Annotated in this window: 17 protein-coding genes; 1 reads left to right on the top strand and 16 read right to left on the bottom strand. The window is 55.5% G+C overall.

Annotation, left to right across the window (positions count from 1 at the left end; all coding sequences use genetic code 11):
* Nucleotides 1–35 precede the first annotated feature (35 nt).
* Nucleotides 36–2,426 carry a glycogen/starch/alpha-glucan phosphorylase gene (locus CKV99_RS03860; RefSeq protein ID WP_092254667.1) on the top strand — a complete coding sequence of 797 codons (2,391 nt, stop codon included), beginning with the start codon at nt 36–38 and terminating at the stop codon, nt 2,424–2,426.
* 40 nt (nt 2,427–2,466) lie between these two features.
* On the opposite strand, the gene CKV99_RS03855 is transcribed toward CKV99_RS03860, so the two are convergent.
* From CKV99_RS03855 to CKV99_RS03785, 16 genes are all read right to left on the bottom strand, one after another.
* Nucleotides 2,467–3,645, bottom strand: coding sequence for an ABC transporter substrate-binding protein (locus CKV99_RS03855; protein WP_092254664.1), 1,179 nt, complete (start codon nt 3,643–3,645; stop codon nt 2,467–2,469).
* 97 nt (nt 3,646–3,742) lie between these two features.
* Nucleotides 3,743–4,291, bottom strand: coding sequence for an ABC transporter ATP-binding protein (locus CKV99_RS03850; RefSeq protein WP_197697210.1), 549 nt, complete (start codon nt 4,289–4,291; stop codon nt 3,743–3,745).
* 32 nt (nt 4,292–4,323) lie between these two features.
* The gene (locus CKV99_RS15095; protein WP_256232141.1) at nt 4,324–4,506 is read right to left on the bottom strand and encodes an ATP-binding cassette domain-containing protein; all 183 of its coding nucleotides are present in this window, start codon (nt 4,504–4,506) and stop codon (nt 4,324–4,326) included.
* Entirely contained in the window at nt 4,503–5,630 is a 1,128-nt protein-coding gene (locus CKV99_RS03845; RefSeq protein WP_231910162.1) for a FecCD family ABC transporter permease, read from the bottom strand. Before CKV99_RS03845 ends, CKV99_RS15095 begins: the two co-directional genes overlap by 4 nt.
* Nucleotides 5,631–5,638: 8 nt before the next feature.
* Complete coding sequence (locus tag CKV99_RS03840; protein WP_231910161.1) at nt 5,639–6,814, bottom strand: ABC transporter substrate-binding protein; 1,176 nt, start codon at nt 6,812–6,814, stop codon at nt 5,639–5,641.
* 150 nt (nt 6,815–6,964) lie between these two features.
* Nucleotides 6,965–8,392: a pyruvate kinase gene (gene pyk, locus CKV99_RS03835; protein WP_092254659.1), complete on the bottom strand. Its 1,428-nt coding sequence runs from the start codon at nt 8,390–8,392 to the stop codon at nt 6,965–6,967.
* A 72-nt stretch (nt 8,393–8,464) separates the two neighbouring features.
* The gene (gene lgt, locus CKV99_RS03830) at nt 8,465–9,415 is read right to left on the bottom strand and encodes a prolipoprotein diacylglyceryl transferase (RefSeq protein ID WP_092254656.1); all 951 of its coding nucleotides are present in this window, start codon (nt 9,413–9,415) and stop codon (nt 8,465–8,467) included.
* Nucleotides 9,416–9,448: 33 nt separating this feature from the next.
* Nucleotides 9,449–10,264 carry an indole-3-glycerol phosphate synthase TrpC gene (locus tag CKV99_RS03825; protein ID WP_092254653.1) on the bottom strand — a complete coding sequence of 272 codons (816 nt, stop codon included), beginning with the start codon at nt 10,262–10,264 and terminating at the stop codon, nt 9,449–9,451.
* Between the two features lie 111 nt (nt 10,265–10,375).
* Nucleotides 10,376–10,957, bottom strand: coding sequence for a TIGR02234 family membrane protein (locus CKV99_RS03820; protein WP_092255633.1), 582 nt, complete (start codon nt 10,955–10,957; stop codon nt 10,376–10,378).
* 127 nt (nt 10,958–11,084) lie between these two features.
* Nucleotides 11,085–11,441, bottom strand: coding sequence for a phosphoribosyl-AMP cyclohydrolase (hisI, locus tag CKV99_RS03815; protein ID WP_092254650.1), 357 nt, complete (start codon nt 11,439–11,441; stop codon nt 11,085–11,087).
* A complete protein-coding gene (gene hisF / locus CKV99_RS03810; protein WP_092254647.1) occupies nt 11,438–12,214 on the bottom strand; it encodes an imidazole glycerol phosphate synthase subunit HisF in 777 nt (258 codons plus the stop codon). Before hisF ends, hisI begins: the two co-directional genes overlap by 4 nt.
* A gap of 11 nt (nt 12,215–12,225) precedes the next feature.
* Complete coding sequence (locus CKV99_RS03805; RefSeq protein WP_092254645.1) at nt 12,226–13,017, bottom strand: inositol monophosphatase family protein; 792 nt, start codon at nt 13,015–13,017, stop codon at nt 12,226–12,228.
* Between the two features lie 18 nt (nt 13,018–13,035).
* Nucleotides 13,036–13,770, bottom strand: a complete 735-nt coding sequence (gene priA, locus CKV99_RS03800; protein WP_092254642.1) for a bifunctional 1-(5-phosphoribosyl)-5-((5-phosphoribosylamino)methylideneamino)imidazole-4-carboxamide isomerase/phosphoribosylanthranilate isomerase PriA — start codon at nt 13,768–13,770, stop codon at nt 13,036–13,038.
* A 10-nt stretch (nt 13,771–13,780) separates the two neighbouring features.
* Entirely contained in the window at nt 13,781–14,416 is a 636-nt protein-coding gene (gene hisH, locus CKV99_RS03795; RefSeq protein ID WP_092254639.1) for an imidazole glycerol phosphate synthase subunit HisH, read from the bottom strand.
* An 11-nt stretch (nt 14,417–14,427) separates the two neighbouring features.
* Nucleotides 14,428–15,705, bottom strand: coding sequence for an MFS transporter (locus CKV99_RS03790; RefSeq protein ID WP_092254636.1), 1,278 nt, complete (start codon nt 15,703–15,705; stop codon nt 14,428–14,430).
* A gap of 61 nt (nt 15,706–15,766) precedes the next feature.
* A complete protein-coding gene (locus tag CKV99_RS03785) occupies nt 15,767–16,621 on the bottom strand; it encodes a DUF4349 domain-containing protein (RefSeq protein WP_092254633.1) in 855 nt (284 codons plus the stop codon).
* Between the last annotated feature and the right edge of the window lie 19 nt (nt 16,622–16,640).

The following is a 16,640-nucleotide window of genomic DNA, read 5'->3' as shown; positions in this document are numbered from 1 at the left end:
AAATCCCCAACTCGTTTTTTACGTGAGGTAATTATATGAACCAGCCCGCTACCCCGCCTGCACTGGAAACCACCGTCGGTGGCCATGTGCGCGCTTACTCCGGCCAGACGCCGTCCTCGGCGACGAACTACAAGTTCTGGGCCGGTCTAGCCGCTGCAGTACAAGAGCAAATTGCAGACAAGTGGGAGGCCACTAACAAGGCTTATAACGGCACCCGCAAGCAGTCCTACCTGTCCGCAGAGTTCCTGATGGGTCGCGCGTTGTTGAACAACTTGACCAACTTGGGGCTTGTCGACGAAGCTAAGAAAGCAGCTGAAGCCAATGGGCACAATTTGACCGATGTCCTCGAAGCTGAAAACGATGCAGCACTCGGCAATGGCGGTCTAGGTCGCCTTGCAGCATGCTTCCTCGACTCCTCGGTCACCCAGGACTTCCCGGTGACTGGCTACGGCCTGCTGTACCGCTACGGGCTTTTCCGCCAGGAATTTGTCGACGGATTCCAGAAGGAACACCCAGACGCTTGGAAGGAAGAAGCCTACCCGTTCGTCGTGCGCCGTAACTCTCAGCAGCGCATCGTGCGTTTCGACGATATGACTGTCCGTGCCGTTCCTCACGATATGGCGATCACCGGCTATGGCACCGACAATGTGGGTACCCTACGCCTGTGGAACTCCGAACCAATTCGCGAGTTCGACTATGATGCCTTCAACTCCCAGCGCTTCTCCGATGCCATCATCGAGCGCGAGGCTGTCCACGACTTGTGCCGCGTGCTGTACCCGAATGACACCACCTATCAAGGAAAGCTGCTGCGTGTACGCCAGCAATATTTCTTCGTCTCCGCATCACTGCAGGAGCTCATCGATAGCTACATTGAGAAGCACGGCGAGGACCTCAAGGACTTCCACAAGTACAATTCCATCCAGCTCAACGACACCCACCCGGTGCTGGCTATTCCTGAGCTGATGCGCCTGCTGATGGATGATCACGGCATGGGATGGGAAGAGGCCTGGGACGTGACCACCCAAACCTTCGCCTATACCAACCACACCGTTCTCACCGAAGCTTTGGAGACGTGGGATGAGTCCATCTTCAAGCAGCTGTTCTGGCGCATTTGGGAAATCACCCTGGAGATTGACCGCCGCTTCCGCATCGACATGCATGACCGTGGCATCACACCTGAGCGCGCACATCGCATGTCCCCTGTCCACGACGGCAAGGTGCACATGGCGTGGATCGCGTGCTACGCCTCCTACTCAATCAACGGTGTGGCGGCGCTGCACACCGAAATCCTGAAGCGTGACACTCTCAATGACTGGTACGACATCTGGCCAGAGCGTTTCGACAACAAGACTAACGGTGTCACTCCTCGCCGTTGGCTGCGCATGTGCAACCCACGCTTGTCTGAATTGCTCGATCGCCTGTCAGGATCAGATGACTGGGTGACTGACATGGACAAGCTTAAGAAACTGCGCAAGTACACCGATGACGCTGAGGTGATGAAGGAACTCAACGACATCAAGGTGGCCAACAAGAAGGACTTCGCAGATTGGATCCTGCAGCGCCAGGGTATCGAGGTGGACCCAGAGTCCATCTTCGACACCCAAATCAAGCGCCTGCACGAGTATAAGCGCCAACTCATGAACGCTTTGTACGTCCTCGACCTATACTTCCGCATCAAGGAAGACGGCGAGACTGTGCCACGCCGCACCTTTATCTTCGGCGCAAAGGCAGCACCTGGCTACACCCGTGCGAAGGGCATCATCAAACTGATCAACGAGATCGGCGAGTTGGTGAACAATGACCCCGAGGTGTCCAAGGTTCTGTCTGTAGTCTTCGTGGAGAACTACAACGTCTCCCCTGCTGAGCACATCATCCCGGCAACCGATGTCTCGGAGCAGATTTCCACCGCGGGCAAGGAAGCGTCCGGTACCGGCAACATGAAGTTCATGATGAACGGTGCTCTCACCCTGGGTACTCTCGACGGCGCGAACGTGGAGATCGCAGAGGCTGTCGGCGAAGACAACGCTTATATCTTTGGTGCGAAGGAAGACGAGCTGCCAGAGCTGCGCAAGAACTACAACCCACAGCACGTCTACGAGAACGTCGACGGGGTGAAGCGCGTCCTCGACGCACTGACCGACGGCACCCTCAATGACAATGGCTCCGGCGCATTCCACGACATTCGTTCTTCCTTGCTGGACGGTGGCGGCTGGGAGACCCCAGACACCTGGTACGTTCTGGGTGACTTTGAGGATTACCGCGCTACCCGCGACCGGATGGCCGAGGAGTACTATGCTGATCCGCTGCACTGGGCGCGCATGTGCTGGGTGAATATCTGCGAGTCTGGTCGCTTCTCCTCCGACCGCACTATCCGTGATTACGCGGATGAGGTCTGGAAGATTAAGCCAACCCCGATCAGCAAGTAAGCCTTCCCGCTTTACGACGAATAGGTCCGCCTGTTGAGCGTTATCCCTCTGGGGTTGGGTCCTCCCCCAGCTCTAGAGGGTTGAACCACAAACCTGCTTCGATCAGTTTGTCTGAGTACTTCTGCCCCAGCAGCACCTCAAACACCTCGTCGGTAAGTGCTCTCATGTCAATATCCTCGAAACGATCAGGGTAGGCGACCTTGCCAACGTAATAGGTATCTGCGATGGCTAACTCAAAATTCGTACCAGACATAATATACGGCGGTTGTGAATACACGCCGTTATTTTCTACCGCGGTAAGACTGTTGAAAAATTCCGGGTTGCTGTTGTAGTCCTCGTTCACTAGATCCATATTGGATGGGTTCAGGAAGATCAGGTCTGGATCCCAATCCTGTAGCTTCTCCAGATCGATTTGGAATGCACCTTCTTGGCCGGTTTCGTCGACAACATTGATTACGTTGACGAGGTCGAACGGCATGTACCGAGCATACGAACCGGCAATGCCATGGCTACCGTTGAAGTTTACAGCCCCTGTGTAGGCAGTCACTCTTTCTTTCTCGGGAATATCGCCCACCCGTTCGTCCAGATCGTTGCCCCATTTCTTCATGGCCGTAGTTACGTTGGATGCTTGTTCCTCCGTTCCCATCAGCTCACCGAGCAACTCGATCATCCGGATAATTTCTTCATCAAATACATTGTTCTGGACGATAGTTTCGTAAAGCGCAACAACCGGAACGCCTGTCCGTTCCTGCATCTCATCAAGGAAACCCGCATCAGCCGAGGAAGAGACTATGATGTCGGGCGACAGTTCAATAATCTGCTCCTCGTACATGGGATCGGCAGATTTTCCTGAAGTTCCTACTGGGAGATCCTTCAGCTCGCCATGATGCACATAGGCATACGGCATGGCCACGTTCTCGCGTTGGTCGCCTTCAGCAACAACAGACAACTTTTCGATACCACCGGCGTAGATCACCATGCGCGCCGCCGTGCCATGGGTGGCTATCTCATCGACTCGGGCAGGAACCTCCACCTCACGCCCAAGAGCATCTGTAATCACCCTTGTTTCAGACTCAGACGTGCCCACCGCGGGTGACGTTGAGCTTCCAGAAGACTCCGCTGTCGATGAACTTCCGCCGGTACTGCTACACCCTGAAGTGAGGGCTAACGCAGCAGCTAATACGCTGGCAAACAGTGACTTTGTGATTTTCGATTTCATGAATCTTACTCTCCTTCGAAAGTGGTACTCGAATATTCAGTGGTTCAATCAGGGGCGGTTGGTTATTGACTCCAGAAAATCTGGACAGCTATCTTTTCTAGAGCGTGACGACGACCTTGTGGCCTTTATGCTCGATCACATCGGCGTTGATCCCGTATACAGCATGCAGAGTTTCCGGTGTAATTGTTTCTATTCCTCCGTGGGCGTAGACCGTTCCTTCTTTAAGTAGGACGAAGGTGTCACAAAACCGGACTGCCAGATTTAGGTCGTGCAGCACAGCAATGGCCGATATTTGGTCTGCATCAATAACCTCACGGACAGCACGCATGACTTCATACTGGTTGTGCGGATCCAGGTTGTTGGTTGGTTCGTCGAGAAGCAAAATACTGGCGTCTTGTGCCAAGGCGCGGGCTAAAATTACTTTCTGAAATTCACCGCCGGAAAGCTCATCGACGTACCGGACAGCGAGGTCGTGGATACCCATCCGCGCCATTGACTTTTCGACGAGCCGATAGTCTTTATCGGTTGGCGAAAAGTTTATATGTGGGCGCCTCCCCAGCAGTACTGCATCAAACACCGTCAGGCGCCCTGCGTGACTGTGCTGTGCAACAAACGCCATATTTCGTGCCAGTTCCATCCGACTCATATCAGCAACGTCACGCGCTACGCCGCCTGTTTTTAACTCGACTTTCCCCCGGTTGGTTGCAAAATCCGGTTCAGGCAGAACATGAAGGTGGATTTGCCAACACCATTGTTTCCAAGGATCGCCATGAAGGAACCCGGAGCGACGCGCGCGCTGACTTGATGCAGAATCTGGGGGCTATTTTTGAACGCGAAATCAATATCTGTTGCTGTAATCAACGGCGGTTCACCCCTTTAAACAGCAGATAAAGGAACATTGGCCCGCCTAGGAATGATGTGATGGCTCCGATAGGCAAAATAATAGGAGCCATAATCATGCGCGCGGCCAGATCGGACAGTAACAGGAGTAAACCGCCTGCAACCCCTGCTGCAGGGATGAGATAACGGTGGTCTGAACCAATGAATCGGCGCATGATGTGTGGCGCAATCAAACCGATAAAACTAATGATCCCCACAAAAGACACCACCACGGATGTCACCAGCGTTCCCATGATCATGGTCCATAACCGGACTCGGTTCGCGTTAACGCCAAGGCCTATGGCCGTGGTTTCACCACTTTCCATCGCGTTATAGTTCCAGCGGTTATACATAAAGTAGATGCCGACAATGAGCACTATAAGAACGATAATGGCTATCTCGTTGTAGGAGGCGCGCCCTAGATCCCCGAATGTCCAAAACACTACTGCGGCGATTTGGACTTCGTCGGCAAAGTACTGCACCAACGTAGTACCCGCAGAAAAGATGGCAGACAAAGCTACCCCAGCCAACACCATGGATTCCGGGGTGATCTGGCGGAACCTAGACAGGCCGAGAATAACCACGGTGGATAACATTGCCCCACTGAAAGCACAGATCGTGACGATATAGGGATTATTGATTTGCACGGGACTAGCGGCTGAGACTCCGGCTGTCGTTCCCGCACCAAACACAATGATGCCGATTGAGGCACCGAAACTGGCTCCTTGTGCAACACCCAAAGTAGATGGTGACGCTAGTGGGTTGCGCAGGACGCTTTGGAAAGCTGCACCGGCGATTGCTAACCCGAATCCACCAACAATGGCAACCAAAACACGAGGAAAACGCAAACGCATGACAATGTTTTGGGCTTTGTCGTCGCCTCCCCCAAGAAGCGCCCCGATGGACTCAGAAATGGTGAGCGTGGCCGACCCCATCCCGACAGATAGCAGCCCTGAGACAAACAGGATGAGAAGCGTAACGACGATAACAAGCCACTTCTTTCCCACGTACCCTTTGTAGCGGGCGATGACGTCAGTTCCTTCGCTCCTGCCTAGCTGGCCATGGCTAGGTGCATCAGAAACGGTGGATCCTGGCAAATTATCCACTCTCTCCACTATTGGACATCCTCGCCTAAGGTAAGCTCCTGGAACCACAGTCCTTCTTGCTTCAGCAAATCAACGTAGTCCATCCCGAGGTAGGCCTGGAAAATGTCGTTGACGGTCTCCTCCATATCGATATCAGCAAACCGTTCGGGATAGACTACTGTGCCGACATAGTAAGCGTTCGCGATAGCGAGTTCGTGGTTCAGCGAATGCCAGATAAATGAGGGTTGGGAGTACACGCGCCCTTCTTTAACCGCAGTCAAATTATCGAAGAATTCAGGGTTGGCATCATAGTCTTGATTGACAAGATCCATGCTCGCCGGGTTGAGGAAAATGAACTCTGGGTCCCACTCAGGGACCTTTTCCAGATCGACTTGAAATGCACCATTTTGACCAGTTTCGTCAACGACGTTGATAACCCGTACGGTATCGAACGGCATGTAATGTGCCCTGGTACCGGCAAATCCATGGCCGCCCTTATAACTGACGGCACCGGTGTAGGCGGTCTTCCGGTCTCCTTCGGGAAGATCGGCGACACGGTCAGCTAAATCTTCTTCCCACTGCTGTACTTGTCCTACAAGGCCGTTTGCCTGCGCTTCGGTTCCTAACAGCTCCCCAAGAAGAAGGATCATATCTAGATTGATCTTAGAAAACGATGTGTAATCAGGGGCGGGATCGGACACCGCAAGAACAGGAACGCCCGTTCGTTCCTGGATATCGTCAAGCATCGCCGGGTCGGTCCATGTAGTCACTACAACGTCCGGCGCAATCTCAATAAGCTCTTCCTCGTACACCGTCTGTGTAGGACCGCCTGGGCTAGTGACAGGCAAATCAGCGAAATGCTCCCGCGCGGCGTATTTGTACGGAGCGCCAATCGCAGGCCCCTTGTCAATTTCGGTAACCGCAACAATCTTGTCTAATCCACCAGCATAGATAACATTACGTGCTCCGCTACCCTGTGTTGCTACTGATTCCACCCGAGCAGGAACCTCAACTTTACGCCCTAAAGAATCGGTGACAGTGCGAGTGGCGGCATCACTCGCGGATAACTCTGTACTTCTTGTAGATTCTGTTACGGCCGTCCCGTCACCGGCCTCATTATTTGGTTCTTCCGGTGCCGAGCAGGCACTCGCTACAACCATCACGGCTACAGCGCACAGGGATACCAGTTTCTTCCATCCCACCACCTTTAACTCCTTTACTTCAAGAAGTATAAACACGTATTCAATTGATTATATTGTGTATCATACTAATCATTATCACTGAAAAGTCAAGCATTAAAGGCCTAAAAGCCCGCTGTCCACCCCATGTGAACAGCGGGCCTTCTTAGCGCAAAACTAAAACTTCGGGGACTTCGTATCCTCGCCTAACTGGTGCACGTGGACCATGTTGGTTGTACCAGCAACCCCTGGAGGTGTACCAGCGATGACGACCATGGTATCGCCCTCGTTGTAGTCCGCGAAGCCGAGCAACTCTTCATCGACAACCTTGATCATGTCATCAGTGCCGGAAACTTCGCGGCACAGGAAAGTCTCGGTGCCCCACGTCAAAGCAAGCTGGGAACGAATCTCCTGGCGGGGCGTGAAGACAAGCAGCGGATGCTTAGAGTGCAGGCGTGCCACACGACGAGCAGTATCGCCCGAGGTGGTGAATGCCACCATTGCCTTTGCGTTCAGCCGCTCAGCGATATCACGCGCAGAATAAGAAATAACACCACGCTTAGTACGTGGAATGTGCACCAGCGGTGGAACCTGGCCAGTGCTCTCAGCAACGCGAACAATGCGCGACATAGTGCGCACAACGTTGTGCGGATCAACGCCAACAGACGTCTCACCAGAAAGCATCACAGCGTCTGCGCCGTCTAGGACAGCATTAGCAACGTCCGATGCTTCCGCACGCGTTGGGCGGGAATTATCAATCATGGAGTCAAGCATCTGGGTGGCCACGATCACTGGCTTCGCGTTCTCACGAGCAATCTGGATCGCACGCTTTTGCACCAGTGGCACCTGCTCGAGGGCGATCTCAACACCCAAGTCACCACGTGCAACCATGATGGCGTCGAACGCCAAGATGATGGATTCGAGGGCGTCTACAGCCTCTGGCTTCTCCAACTTCGCGATCACAGGAACGCGTCGGCCAACTTCGTCCATCACTTCATGAACAAGATCCACGTCAGACGGCGAGCGAACGAACGACAAAGCAATGAAGTCCACCCCTAGCTTGAGGGCAAACTTCAGGTCAGCAATATCTTTTTCAGACAGTGCAGGCACGGAAATATCCATCCCCGGCAACGAGACACCTTTGTTGTTAGATACCGGTCCGCCCTCGGTTACACGGCAGACAACATCATTGCCATCAACCTCGAGGCAAATCAGTCCCACCTTGCCGTCGTCGACAAGCAAGCGGTCGCCAGGCTTCGCGTCCTTGGCCAGGTTCTTGTAGGTCGTCGACACGCGATCATGTGTGCCTTCAACCTCGTCTACGGTAATACGGACAATCTCCCCGGTCTCCCAGAAAGTTTTATCCTCCTTGAAGCGACCCAGGCGAATTTTCGGCCCCTGGAGGTCAGCGAGGATGCCAACAGCTTTCCCAGTCTCATCGGTAGCTTCGCGCACCCACTTATAATTCTGTTCATGATCGGCGTGATCACCGTGAGAGAAGTTCATGCGGGCGACATTCATCCCATCGCGGACAAGTCCGACGATGGCCTCCTTGCTCGCTACCGCAGGACCAAGAGTACATACGATCTTCGTTCGTCTATCCACAATTACCAACCTACTCGCTTTGATACGACTTTTCAGGAGGAAGCGCTGAAAAGGTATTCACAGTGCCCTAGGCTACCTGCTGGCGTCATCTTTCGCTTGACCAGACTGTGCTACCGGTTCAGTCGACGTCTCGTCGTTCCGCTCATGCTTTTCGACGCTATTTCGACGCGGATCAACCTGCTGTGGAGATTCTTGTCCACGCGGCAGCTTGAAAAACACGATCAGTGCGATAATGAACACAATCGCGGATACCCACGTGTTTACGCGCAAGCCCAAGATCATGTTGGCGGTGTCATCGCGCAGCAGCTCAATCCAGAACCGTCCTAACGTATATCCGACAACGTAGAGCGCAAACACCCGTCCGTGGCCAAGACGCCACTTGCGTTCAGCCCACAGCAAGAACACGAAAACCAACAGGTTCCACACCAATTCGTAAAGGAAGGTAGGGTGCACGCTGGCAATCACTTCACCGGTGGACTGGCCAGTCAGCGGTGCGAAATTCCCGGACTCGTCAACACGGTAGTAGATATCTAGTGCCCACGGCACATCCGTGGGCCGGCCGTAGAGTTCCTGGTTGAACCAATTGCCGAGGCGTCCGATGGCCTGCGCCACAATGATCCCGGGAGCGACCGCGTCGGCGAACGGGCCCAAAGGCAACTTCTTCACGCGGAATAAGATCCACACCGCAACACCGCCGAGGGCAACCGCGCCCCAAATTCCCAATCCCCCGCCCGCAATGTTGAAAGCATCCCAGGCGTTTTTGCCGGGTCCGAAATATTTATCATAATCGGTGATCACATGATATAAACGGCCACCGATAATACCGGCGGGAACGGCTACTATTGCAGCATCCCACACCACATCGGGGTCTCCGCCTTTTGCCCGGTAACGGCGCAACGTCAACCACAGCGCTACCAGAATGCCGATAACGATAAATAGGGCGTACGCGCGGATTGGAATGGGTCCAAGTTCCCACACGCCTTGGGATGGCGAAGGAATATTAGCCAGAATCGTAGTTTGCACGTTTCTTAGTGTGCCCCATGAGAGCGTATTTTGCTAAGAACGGGAGGGACACGATGGATGCTGCCCGGCAGCTGCCAGGCGCATCGTCGCGACGCGAATGTCCTCCTGGCTCATCACAGACTCCGCCGCCAGTACCGCATCCGCTCCTTGGGACGCCGCATCCAGCAGGTCACGAGCGTTGCGTACCCCGCCTAAACTTATGCGTAACACATCGCTGGGGATGCCAGGTTCGATCTGTGCGAAAGAATCGCGATTTAAAGAGTTGGTATCGAAAGACCAAGAATTGACACCAATGACACGAGCTCGGGCCTGCAGGGCACGGTCCGCTTCTTCTGGGGTGCGTACCTCGGCCATGGCAACCATTCCGAGAGATTCAATTCGGTCAATGAGTGCTTCCAAACGGTGCTGGTCCATCAGACTCACCTGCAGGGGAATCATATCCGCCCCGTAACAGCGCGCCTCATGGATTTGGTACGGGTCGACTATGACATCACGGCACACCATGGGCAGGTCGACAGCTTCGCGTGCCACAGCCATATCCTGCAACGACCCATTGAACCGAAGTCGCTCAGTTTGGCATGCAATGAGATGAGCCCCACCGGCTTCTATACCTCGCGCGATGTCTGCGACTGAAGCGACAAGGCCGGTGGGGCCAAAGACTGGGGAGGTGCGTTTAATTTCGACGATGACACCACAGCCCGGTTTCAGTAAGGCTGCGCGGACGTCCCTCGTGGGAGCCATATCGCGCGATCTCGCCTTGATTTCTTCGAAGGGCAGGCTCGCTTCTCGCTCAGCAACATCGGCCAGCACTCCGCTGACGATGCGTTGCATGCTGTCTAAGGTGCGCACCGCGCTCACCTCCCAACCTCGATCTGAAGCTCTGCCTCAAGGCTAGTGGGTGATAGTTCTGCGGGGAAAATCACGTTGCTAGCTATTTACCTAGCGGGGGTAGCCAGAGGGTCAGCCGTTGCGATCGGTCGGATCGATATCTGCATCAAGGGCATCCCACATTACCCGGCCAGAATCAGGGGTGGAGTCGAGATCGTCCTCAAGTTTTTCGCGCCGCATCGTTGCGGTTTCATACTTATTCATCTTCGGCGAGTCTCCACCTGGCTTGAGTGCCAGAACAATCCCAGCAGCGACGGCCACAAGAGCACCGAGCGCAGCGACGATCGGGCCGACCGCCTGTACGGAGATGCCGGTAATCTCCGCCCACTCGGCGATAGTGACTGGCGCAGTAGAACGTTGGCTTGCCGCACCCGAGGTGAGCAACAGCTTGGCCCGCTCGGCATCTGGGTTGCCCACCAAGACCGCAATCGGAGAGACTACAGCCCCGAAGGCTGCCAGAGCACCAATCACGCCGATAATGCGACGGCCCCAACGCCTGACAACGAAGGCAGCGATCATTCCGGCCAGCAGAACCAGAATCACCGCGGTGATCTCAGTAGACCACGACGAGCCGGACAGTGCGATGCTGCCCGGGCCAGATTTGTCATCCTGGTATGCCACATCAATCCACGGCATCCGAGAACCAATCCACATGATGATCGCGCCGATTCCTAAGCCGAGTGCACCCAGGCGAGACCAACCCTGAGACGGGGCCTGCGAGGCAGTGGTCACAACGGTCACAACAGTTCCTTTCGGTTAGTGCTCAAGTTAGAGCAGAATACTAGAGCAGAGGATCTGCGTCGAAGCAGGTGCGGTCACCGGTATGGCACGCACCACCGACCTGCTTGACCGTCACCAGGAGGGTATCGCCATCACAGTCAAGACGCACGCCCGTGACCTCCTGGGTATGACCACTGGTCAAACCCTTAATCCAGTATTCTTTCCGGGAACGCGAGTAGTAAGTGCCTCGTCGTGAAGCAAGAGTATAAGCCAAAGCGTGCGTATCCATCCACGCCATCATCAGCACCTCACCGGAGCCGTGGGCCTGCACGATCGCCGGAACCAAGCCCTGATCATTCGGCTTCAAACGCTGGGCAATAGCAGGGTCAAGGGCGTAGTCCGCCGGGTTGTCACTCACTGGCGGACCTCGTAGCCAGCACCCGCCAGCGCGTCTTTGACCTCCTTGATGGAAACCTCGCCGAAGTGGAAGATCGAAGCCGCTAGCACCGCGTTTGCACCAGCTTCAACCGCCGGTGGAAAGTGCTCTGGCTTGCCTGCCCCACCTGAGGCGATAACCGGAATGGTTACTGCTTGACGCACCTTAACTAACAGTTCGATATCGAAGCCGTCTTTAGTGCCATCACCGTCCATCGAATTCAACAAGATCTCGCCCACACCCAGTTCCTGGCCGCGGCGCGCCCACTCGATGGCATCGATTCCAGCGGACTTTGTCCCGCCGTGAGTGGTCACCTCAAAGCCGGATGGCTGAGACTGACCACCCTCAGGGACACGGCGGGCATCCACCGATAATACGATGCACTGCGACCCGAACTGCTCTGCCATCTCGCGCAGTATCTCCGGCTTGGCAATCGCTGCGGTATTCACGGACACTTTGTCCGCGCCAGCGCGCAGCAGCTCCTTCACATCGTCAACGGTGCGCACTCCCCCGCCCACAGTCAGCGGAATAAACACCTCGTCGGCTGTACGACGCACAACATCCAACATGGTGCCACGCCCGTCCTTAGAAGCGGTGACATCAAGGAAGGTCAACTCGTCTGCGCCCTCCTCACCGTAACGCCGCGCCAGTTCAACAGGGTCACCCGCATCACGCAGGTTTTCAAAATTGACGCCTTTTACCACCCGCCCGTTGTCAACGTCGAGACAGGGAATTACACGAATAGCTACAGCCATAATTTGTCTTTCTAGAGTTTTAAAATTGTGTCAATGGTGCTCATCACTGTGGCATGAGCAGCGCGCGTGCCGACGATCGCACCTGGCGAGGTGGGGGTCCAAGGGCGACCTACACCATCGGTGACCACCGCCCCGGCATTACGGGCAAGCAGCACACCTGCGGTGTTGTCCCACATATTGGGCGAGAAACTCATCGCCGCTTGAAACGCACCGGAAGCAACCAGCGCTAGGTCCACCCCGACAGAACCGGTAATGCGCGGACGCAAGTTAGTAGCTGTCAGCCACCCCATCAGTTTGAGCCGGAACTCGATCGGGAATCTAGCAGAGTCAGGAGACCCCACAGAACCTAAACCAATCAGACCGCCGCGGCCGTTATCGTCGTCAAGCTCCGGAAGTTGTTCTCCATTGAGGTAAACCGGTTCATTATCACGCGTGGATAAATGCTTGGAAAACAGGGGCATGGCAGTCACCGCGATACGTGGTTCATTCTGAATCACCAGCGAGACCAAAATAGAGCAGTTGGGGTTGCCGGAAGCATAATTAGTAGTGCCATCAATCGGGTCGATGATCCAGCACGCTTCAGGGTCGAATTTGCCGCCCTGTTCCTCCCCGTACACGGGGATAGCAGATTCTTTTGCCAGCTCATCGCGGATGAACTTTTCGATGGAGATGTCCATCTCAGTGGCGAAATCCCCATCCTTTTTATACAGGGAGGGTGCAGCGCCCACACCATCGACGAACATCTCGCTGGCTTGCCTCACAATATCATCAGCGACAGTGAGGAGGGTGCGGGTATCTACCATGCTGAATACCTTACTGAACTATTGGCCTACTGCTGCTAGCGCATCGCGCAGCGTGAAACGCTTCTCATAGAGCGCTTTGCCGATAATCACAGAATCGATCCCCTCATCTTGGTATTTGGAAACCTCCACCACATCGTCGAGCGTAGCAATTCCACCCGATGCGGTGATCAGCGCGTCGGTCGCGGCAGACACGTCGCGCAGCAACTCAATATTCGGGCCCGCCAGGGTGCCGTCCTTGGACACGTCAGTAACCACGAAACGGGTACAGCCGGCGGAGTCAAAGCGCTCCAGCACCTCCCAGAGATCACCACCATCGCTGGTCCAGCCGTTGCCTTTGGTACGCCACTGCCCGTTTTCTTCACGCACGGCGATATCGATGGCTACCTGCTCCGGGTAGCGGCGCAGCACATCTTCCATCCACTCCGGGTTCTGCAAAGCTGCGGTGCCAATATTCACGCGCTTTGCGCCTGTCTCCAAGGCTCGTTCCAGCGATTCGTCGTCACGGATTCCGCCGGTAAGCTCCACGTTGATGTCGAGCCGGTGTGTAATATCGGCCATCAACTCATGATTTGAACCCCGTCCGAATGCGGCATCGAGATCAACGAAGTGGAGCCACTGCGCCCCCTGTGCCTGCCATTCCAACGCAGCATCGAGTGGCTCTCCATAGGTTTTTTCGGTTCCTGCCTCGCCCTGATCCAGGCGGACAGCTTTCCCATCGACAACATCGACGGCCGGAAGCAAGGTAAAAGTCATGATACTTACCTTAACCCACAGTATGCAGCCAATTCTCCAAAAGGTGCAAGCCGGCATCGCCAGACTTCTCCGGGTGGAACTGAGCAGCCCACAACGGCCCATTTTCCACCGCCGCCACAAACTTCGCCTGCTCATGGTTGGCCCAGCTCACTGCGGGGGCGGCAATGAACTCGTCGACCTTAAGTACCCAGTCCTGCACCCCATACGAGTGGACGAAATAGAAGCGTTGATCGTCGTCAAGCCCCGCGAACATCTCGCTACCGCCAGCCTGGCTGACTGTGTTCCAGCCCATGTGCGGCAGGATGCAGGCGTCGAGCTTATCGACGACGCCGGGCCACTCTCCTACCCCTGCGGTTTCCACCCCGTGCTCTACTCCCTTATCGAACAACACCTGGAAACCGACGCAGATCCCGAACACGGGCCGCGACCCCGCCAGGCGCTGGCCAATAATACGGGCACCGTTGACCGCGTTGAGACCTTTCATGCAGGCTTCGAATGCGCCCACGCCAGGAACGACAAGGGCGTCGGACTCGATGGCAATGATCGGGTCGTGAGTGATCGCAACATCAGCGCCGACGTGTTCGAGGGCTCGCTGCACACTGCGTAGGTTGCCGGCACCATAATCTAATACTGCGATCTTCTTCATGGGGTGTGATTCTACTTCCGCCGATGCACAGCTTTGAGCCGGGTGGCCATGTTGTTGTGTTCGGTTACCCGGTGGCGCCCCAAGGCACGGTCCAAGACTGTCATTCCAATGCCGATTATGATGACTAACGCACCGGCGGCGAACGCCCCTGGATAGCCAGAAGCAGCAACGACCACCCCAAAGACGGTTGATCCGAGGCCCGTACCACCGTCGAAGAAAATGTTCCACACCGCCGACGCGTTGGAGAGCTGGGAGCGAGGCAGGCGGTGGAACATGCTCAGCAATGATTCATTCTGCACCGCGCCAAAGGCACCACCGTACAAGATGGCAGCAACTAACAGCCACCACACTGAGGCGCCGGTAAGCATGACAACAACGATGATGACCATTCCCACACACCCAGCAAACTGTGCCGGAATCATTGTTGCCCCTGGTTCACCGCGTTGATCCGACCTGATACCCACGACGTACCGCACGATCATTGAAGCCACGCCAACCACCGACAGGATAATTCCTCCCAACGTCACCCCAATTGTGGCATCCATTTCTCGCATGGCCGACGGCAGGAAGGACGTGATCACGCCGTAGCTCATCGACAAAGTGGCCAGCGCTAGAGCGGGCACTGCCACTAACTTCCACATTGGGGTGTGGGGTGTGGCGGAATCGGTAGAACGTGGCTCTACTGGGTCGGCTTGCAGCGCTGGAATCCGCAGCGCCATCACACCAGCGATAAGAGCGATAACAGCGCCCACCACGTACACCGCGTGATAGCCAAACTGTGGTGCAATCATCAGCCCCACCGGAAGGAATAGCATCTGTGCCACGCCGACGAACACACCAAGCAGGCCAGTGCCTTTGCCGAGAAATCTAGCAGGTACAAGCTCTGCAACCAACGCGGATTCCGCAACCGTGATCGCGCCGAAGCCGATGCCACGTATGGCACAGAACAACAGAACTGCCCATGGCTGCATACTGATCATGTGGCCCAGCGCAGGAACACCCAGCAGCAGTGCAGACACCACCATCACCGGACGGTAGCCCACAACACGCAGCATCAGCGGAGTAAAAATTTGGGTGATCACGGTGGCCAGCATGAAAATACCGGTAGTCATCCCCGCCAGGGTGGCACTGCCACCAGAGTCCAATACCGCCACGGGCAGCACGGGAAGCAACAGCGCCCACGCACCAAAAGCTGCACCCACCGCAATCATGGTGGGTAGAAAACCTGGAGCCTGCCAGATGCTCTCAAGCTTCTCGATCTCTCCCCGGCTCATCTGCTGCTGTGCCACTGCTCCCCTTTCGCGGTGCTGGTTGAACTCAACAACCGAGAAAGGATAACAGATTCACCCGCTAATTCTTGGGCTTTCCTCCCCGGTTTGTGAATCGTCGCACTATCCGCCACGTCAACCAGGCGATAAGCCCCAATACCAGCACCCACGGCAGCAGACCAAGCGTGATGATCAACAAAGTATTGACCGAGCTGAGCAGCGCATCCCACGCTTTGCTGAATGGGTTGCCGCCGCGTGACGACGGGTTCGACTTGTCACTGTCCGCCGTGCTGAAGACCACGGTGAGCGTGGACATCGCAATTCGGTTCTCCAGGTTGTTGAGGCGCCCACGGACGGAGTCAAGTGTGGCCTGACGGTCCGTCAACGTCTGTTCCGCTTCAAGCAACTCCTCGACACTTCCTGCTTCCTCCATCAGCCCCGACAGCCGATCCACAGACGCCTGGAGGGCGTCTACACGCGCTTGCAGGTCAACCTGCTGGCTGGTGACATCTTCAGACGACGTAGTGACAGTAACAACCGTGCCATAGTTGTTAAGCGCATCGACAAAATCTTGGTACTGGTCTGCCGGAATCTTCACGGTCACTTCGGCGCGCGGATTCTCATCTTCTGCTTCAACATCCATGGAGGACACGAGTCCGCCACGCTTCTCAACATCTTCAATGAAATCCTGTGAGACAGAGTAGGGATCGTCGTGACGCACGCGCGCCTGCCCAACGGTCACCACTGATGCCTCAGCAACCTCGCCAACGCTGTAGGCACCATAAGATGCTTCGTCCTGAGCGCTGTCAATTACTAGCTCTGATGTTGCTGATGGTCCGTCAAAGGACTCAGCGGAGTCTTGGGAGATGTCTGCGCTGCTGCAGCCACTGAATACGAGCATGGTTGCAAGCAGTGCCATAGTGAGGTGACGCTTCATAGTGAATTCGCCTTCGCTT

Origin of the sequence: Corynebacterium cystitidis (assembly GCF_900187295.1) — a bacterium.
Taxonomy (GTDB): domain Bacteria; phylum Actinomycetota; class Actinomycetes; order Mycobacteriales; family Mycobacteriaceae; genus Corynebacterium; species Corynebacterium cystitidis.
This window is presented reverse-complemented; position numbering and strand designations above follow the sequence as displayed.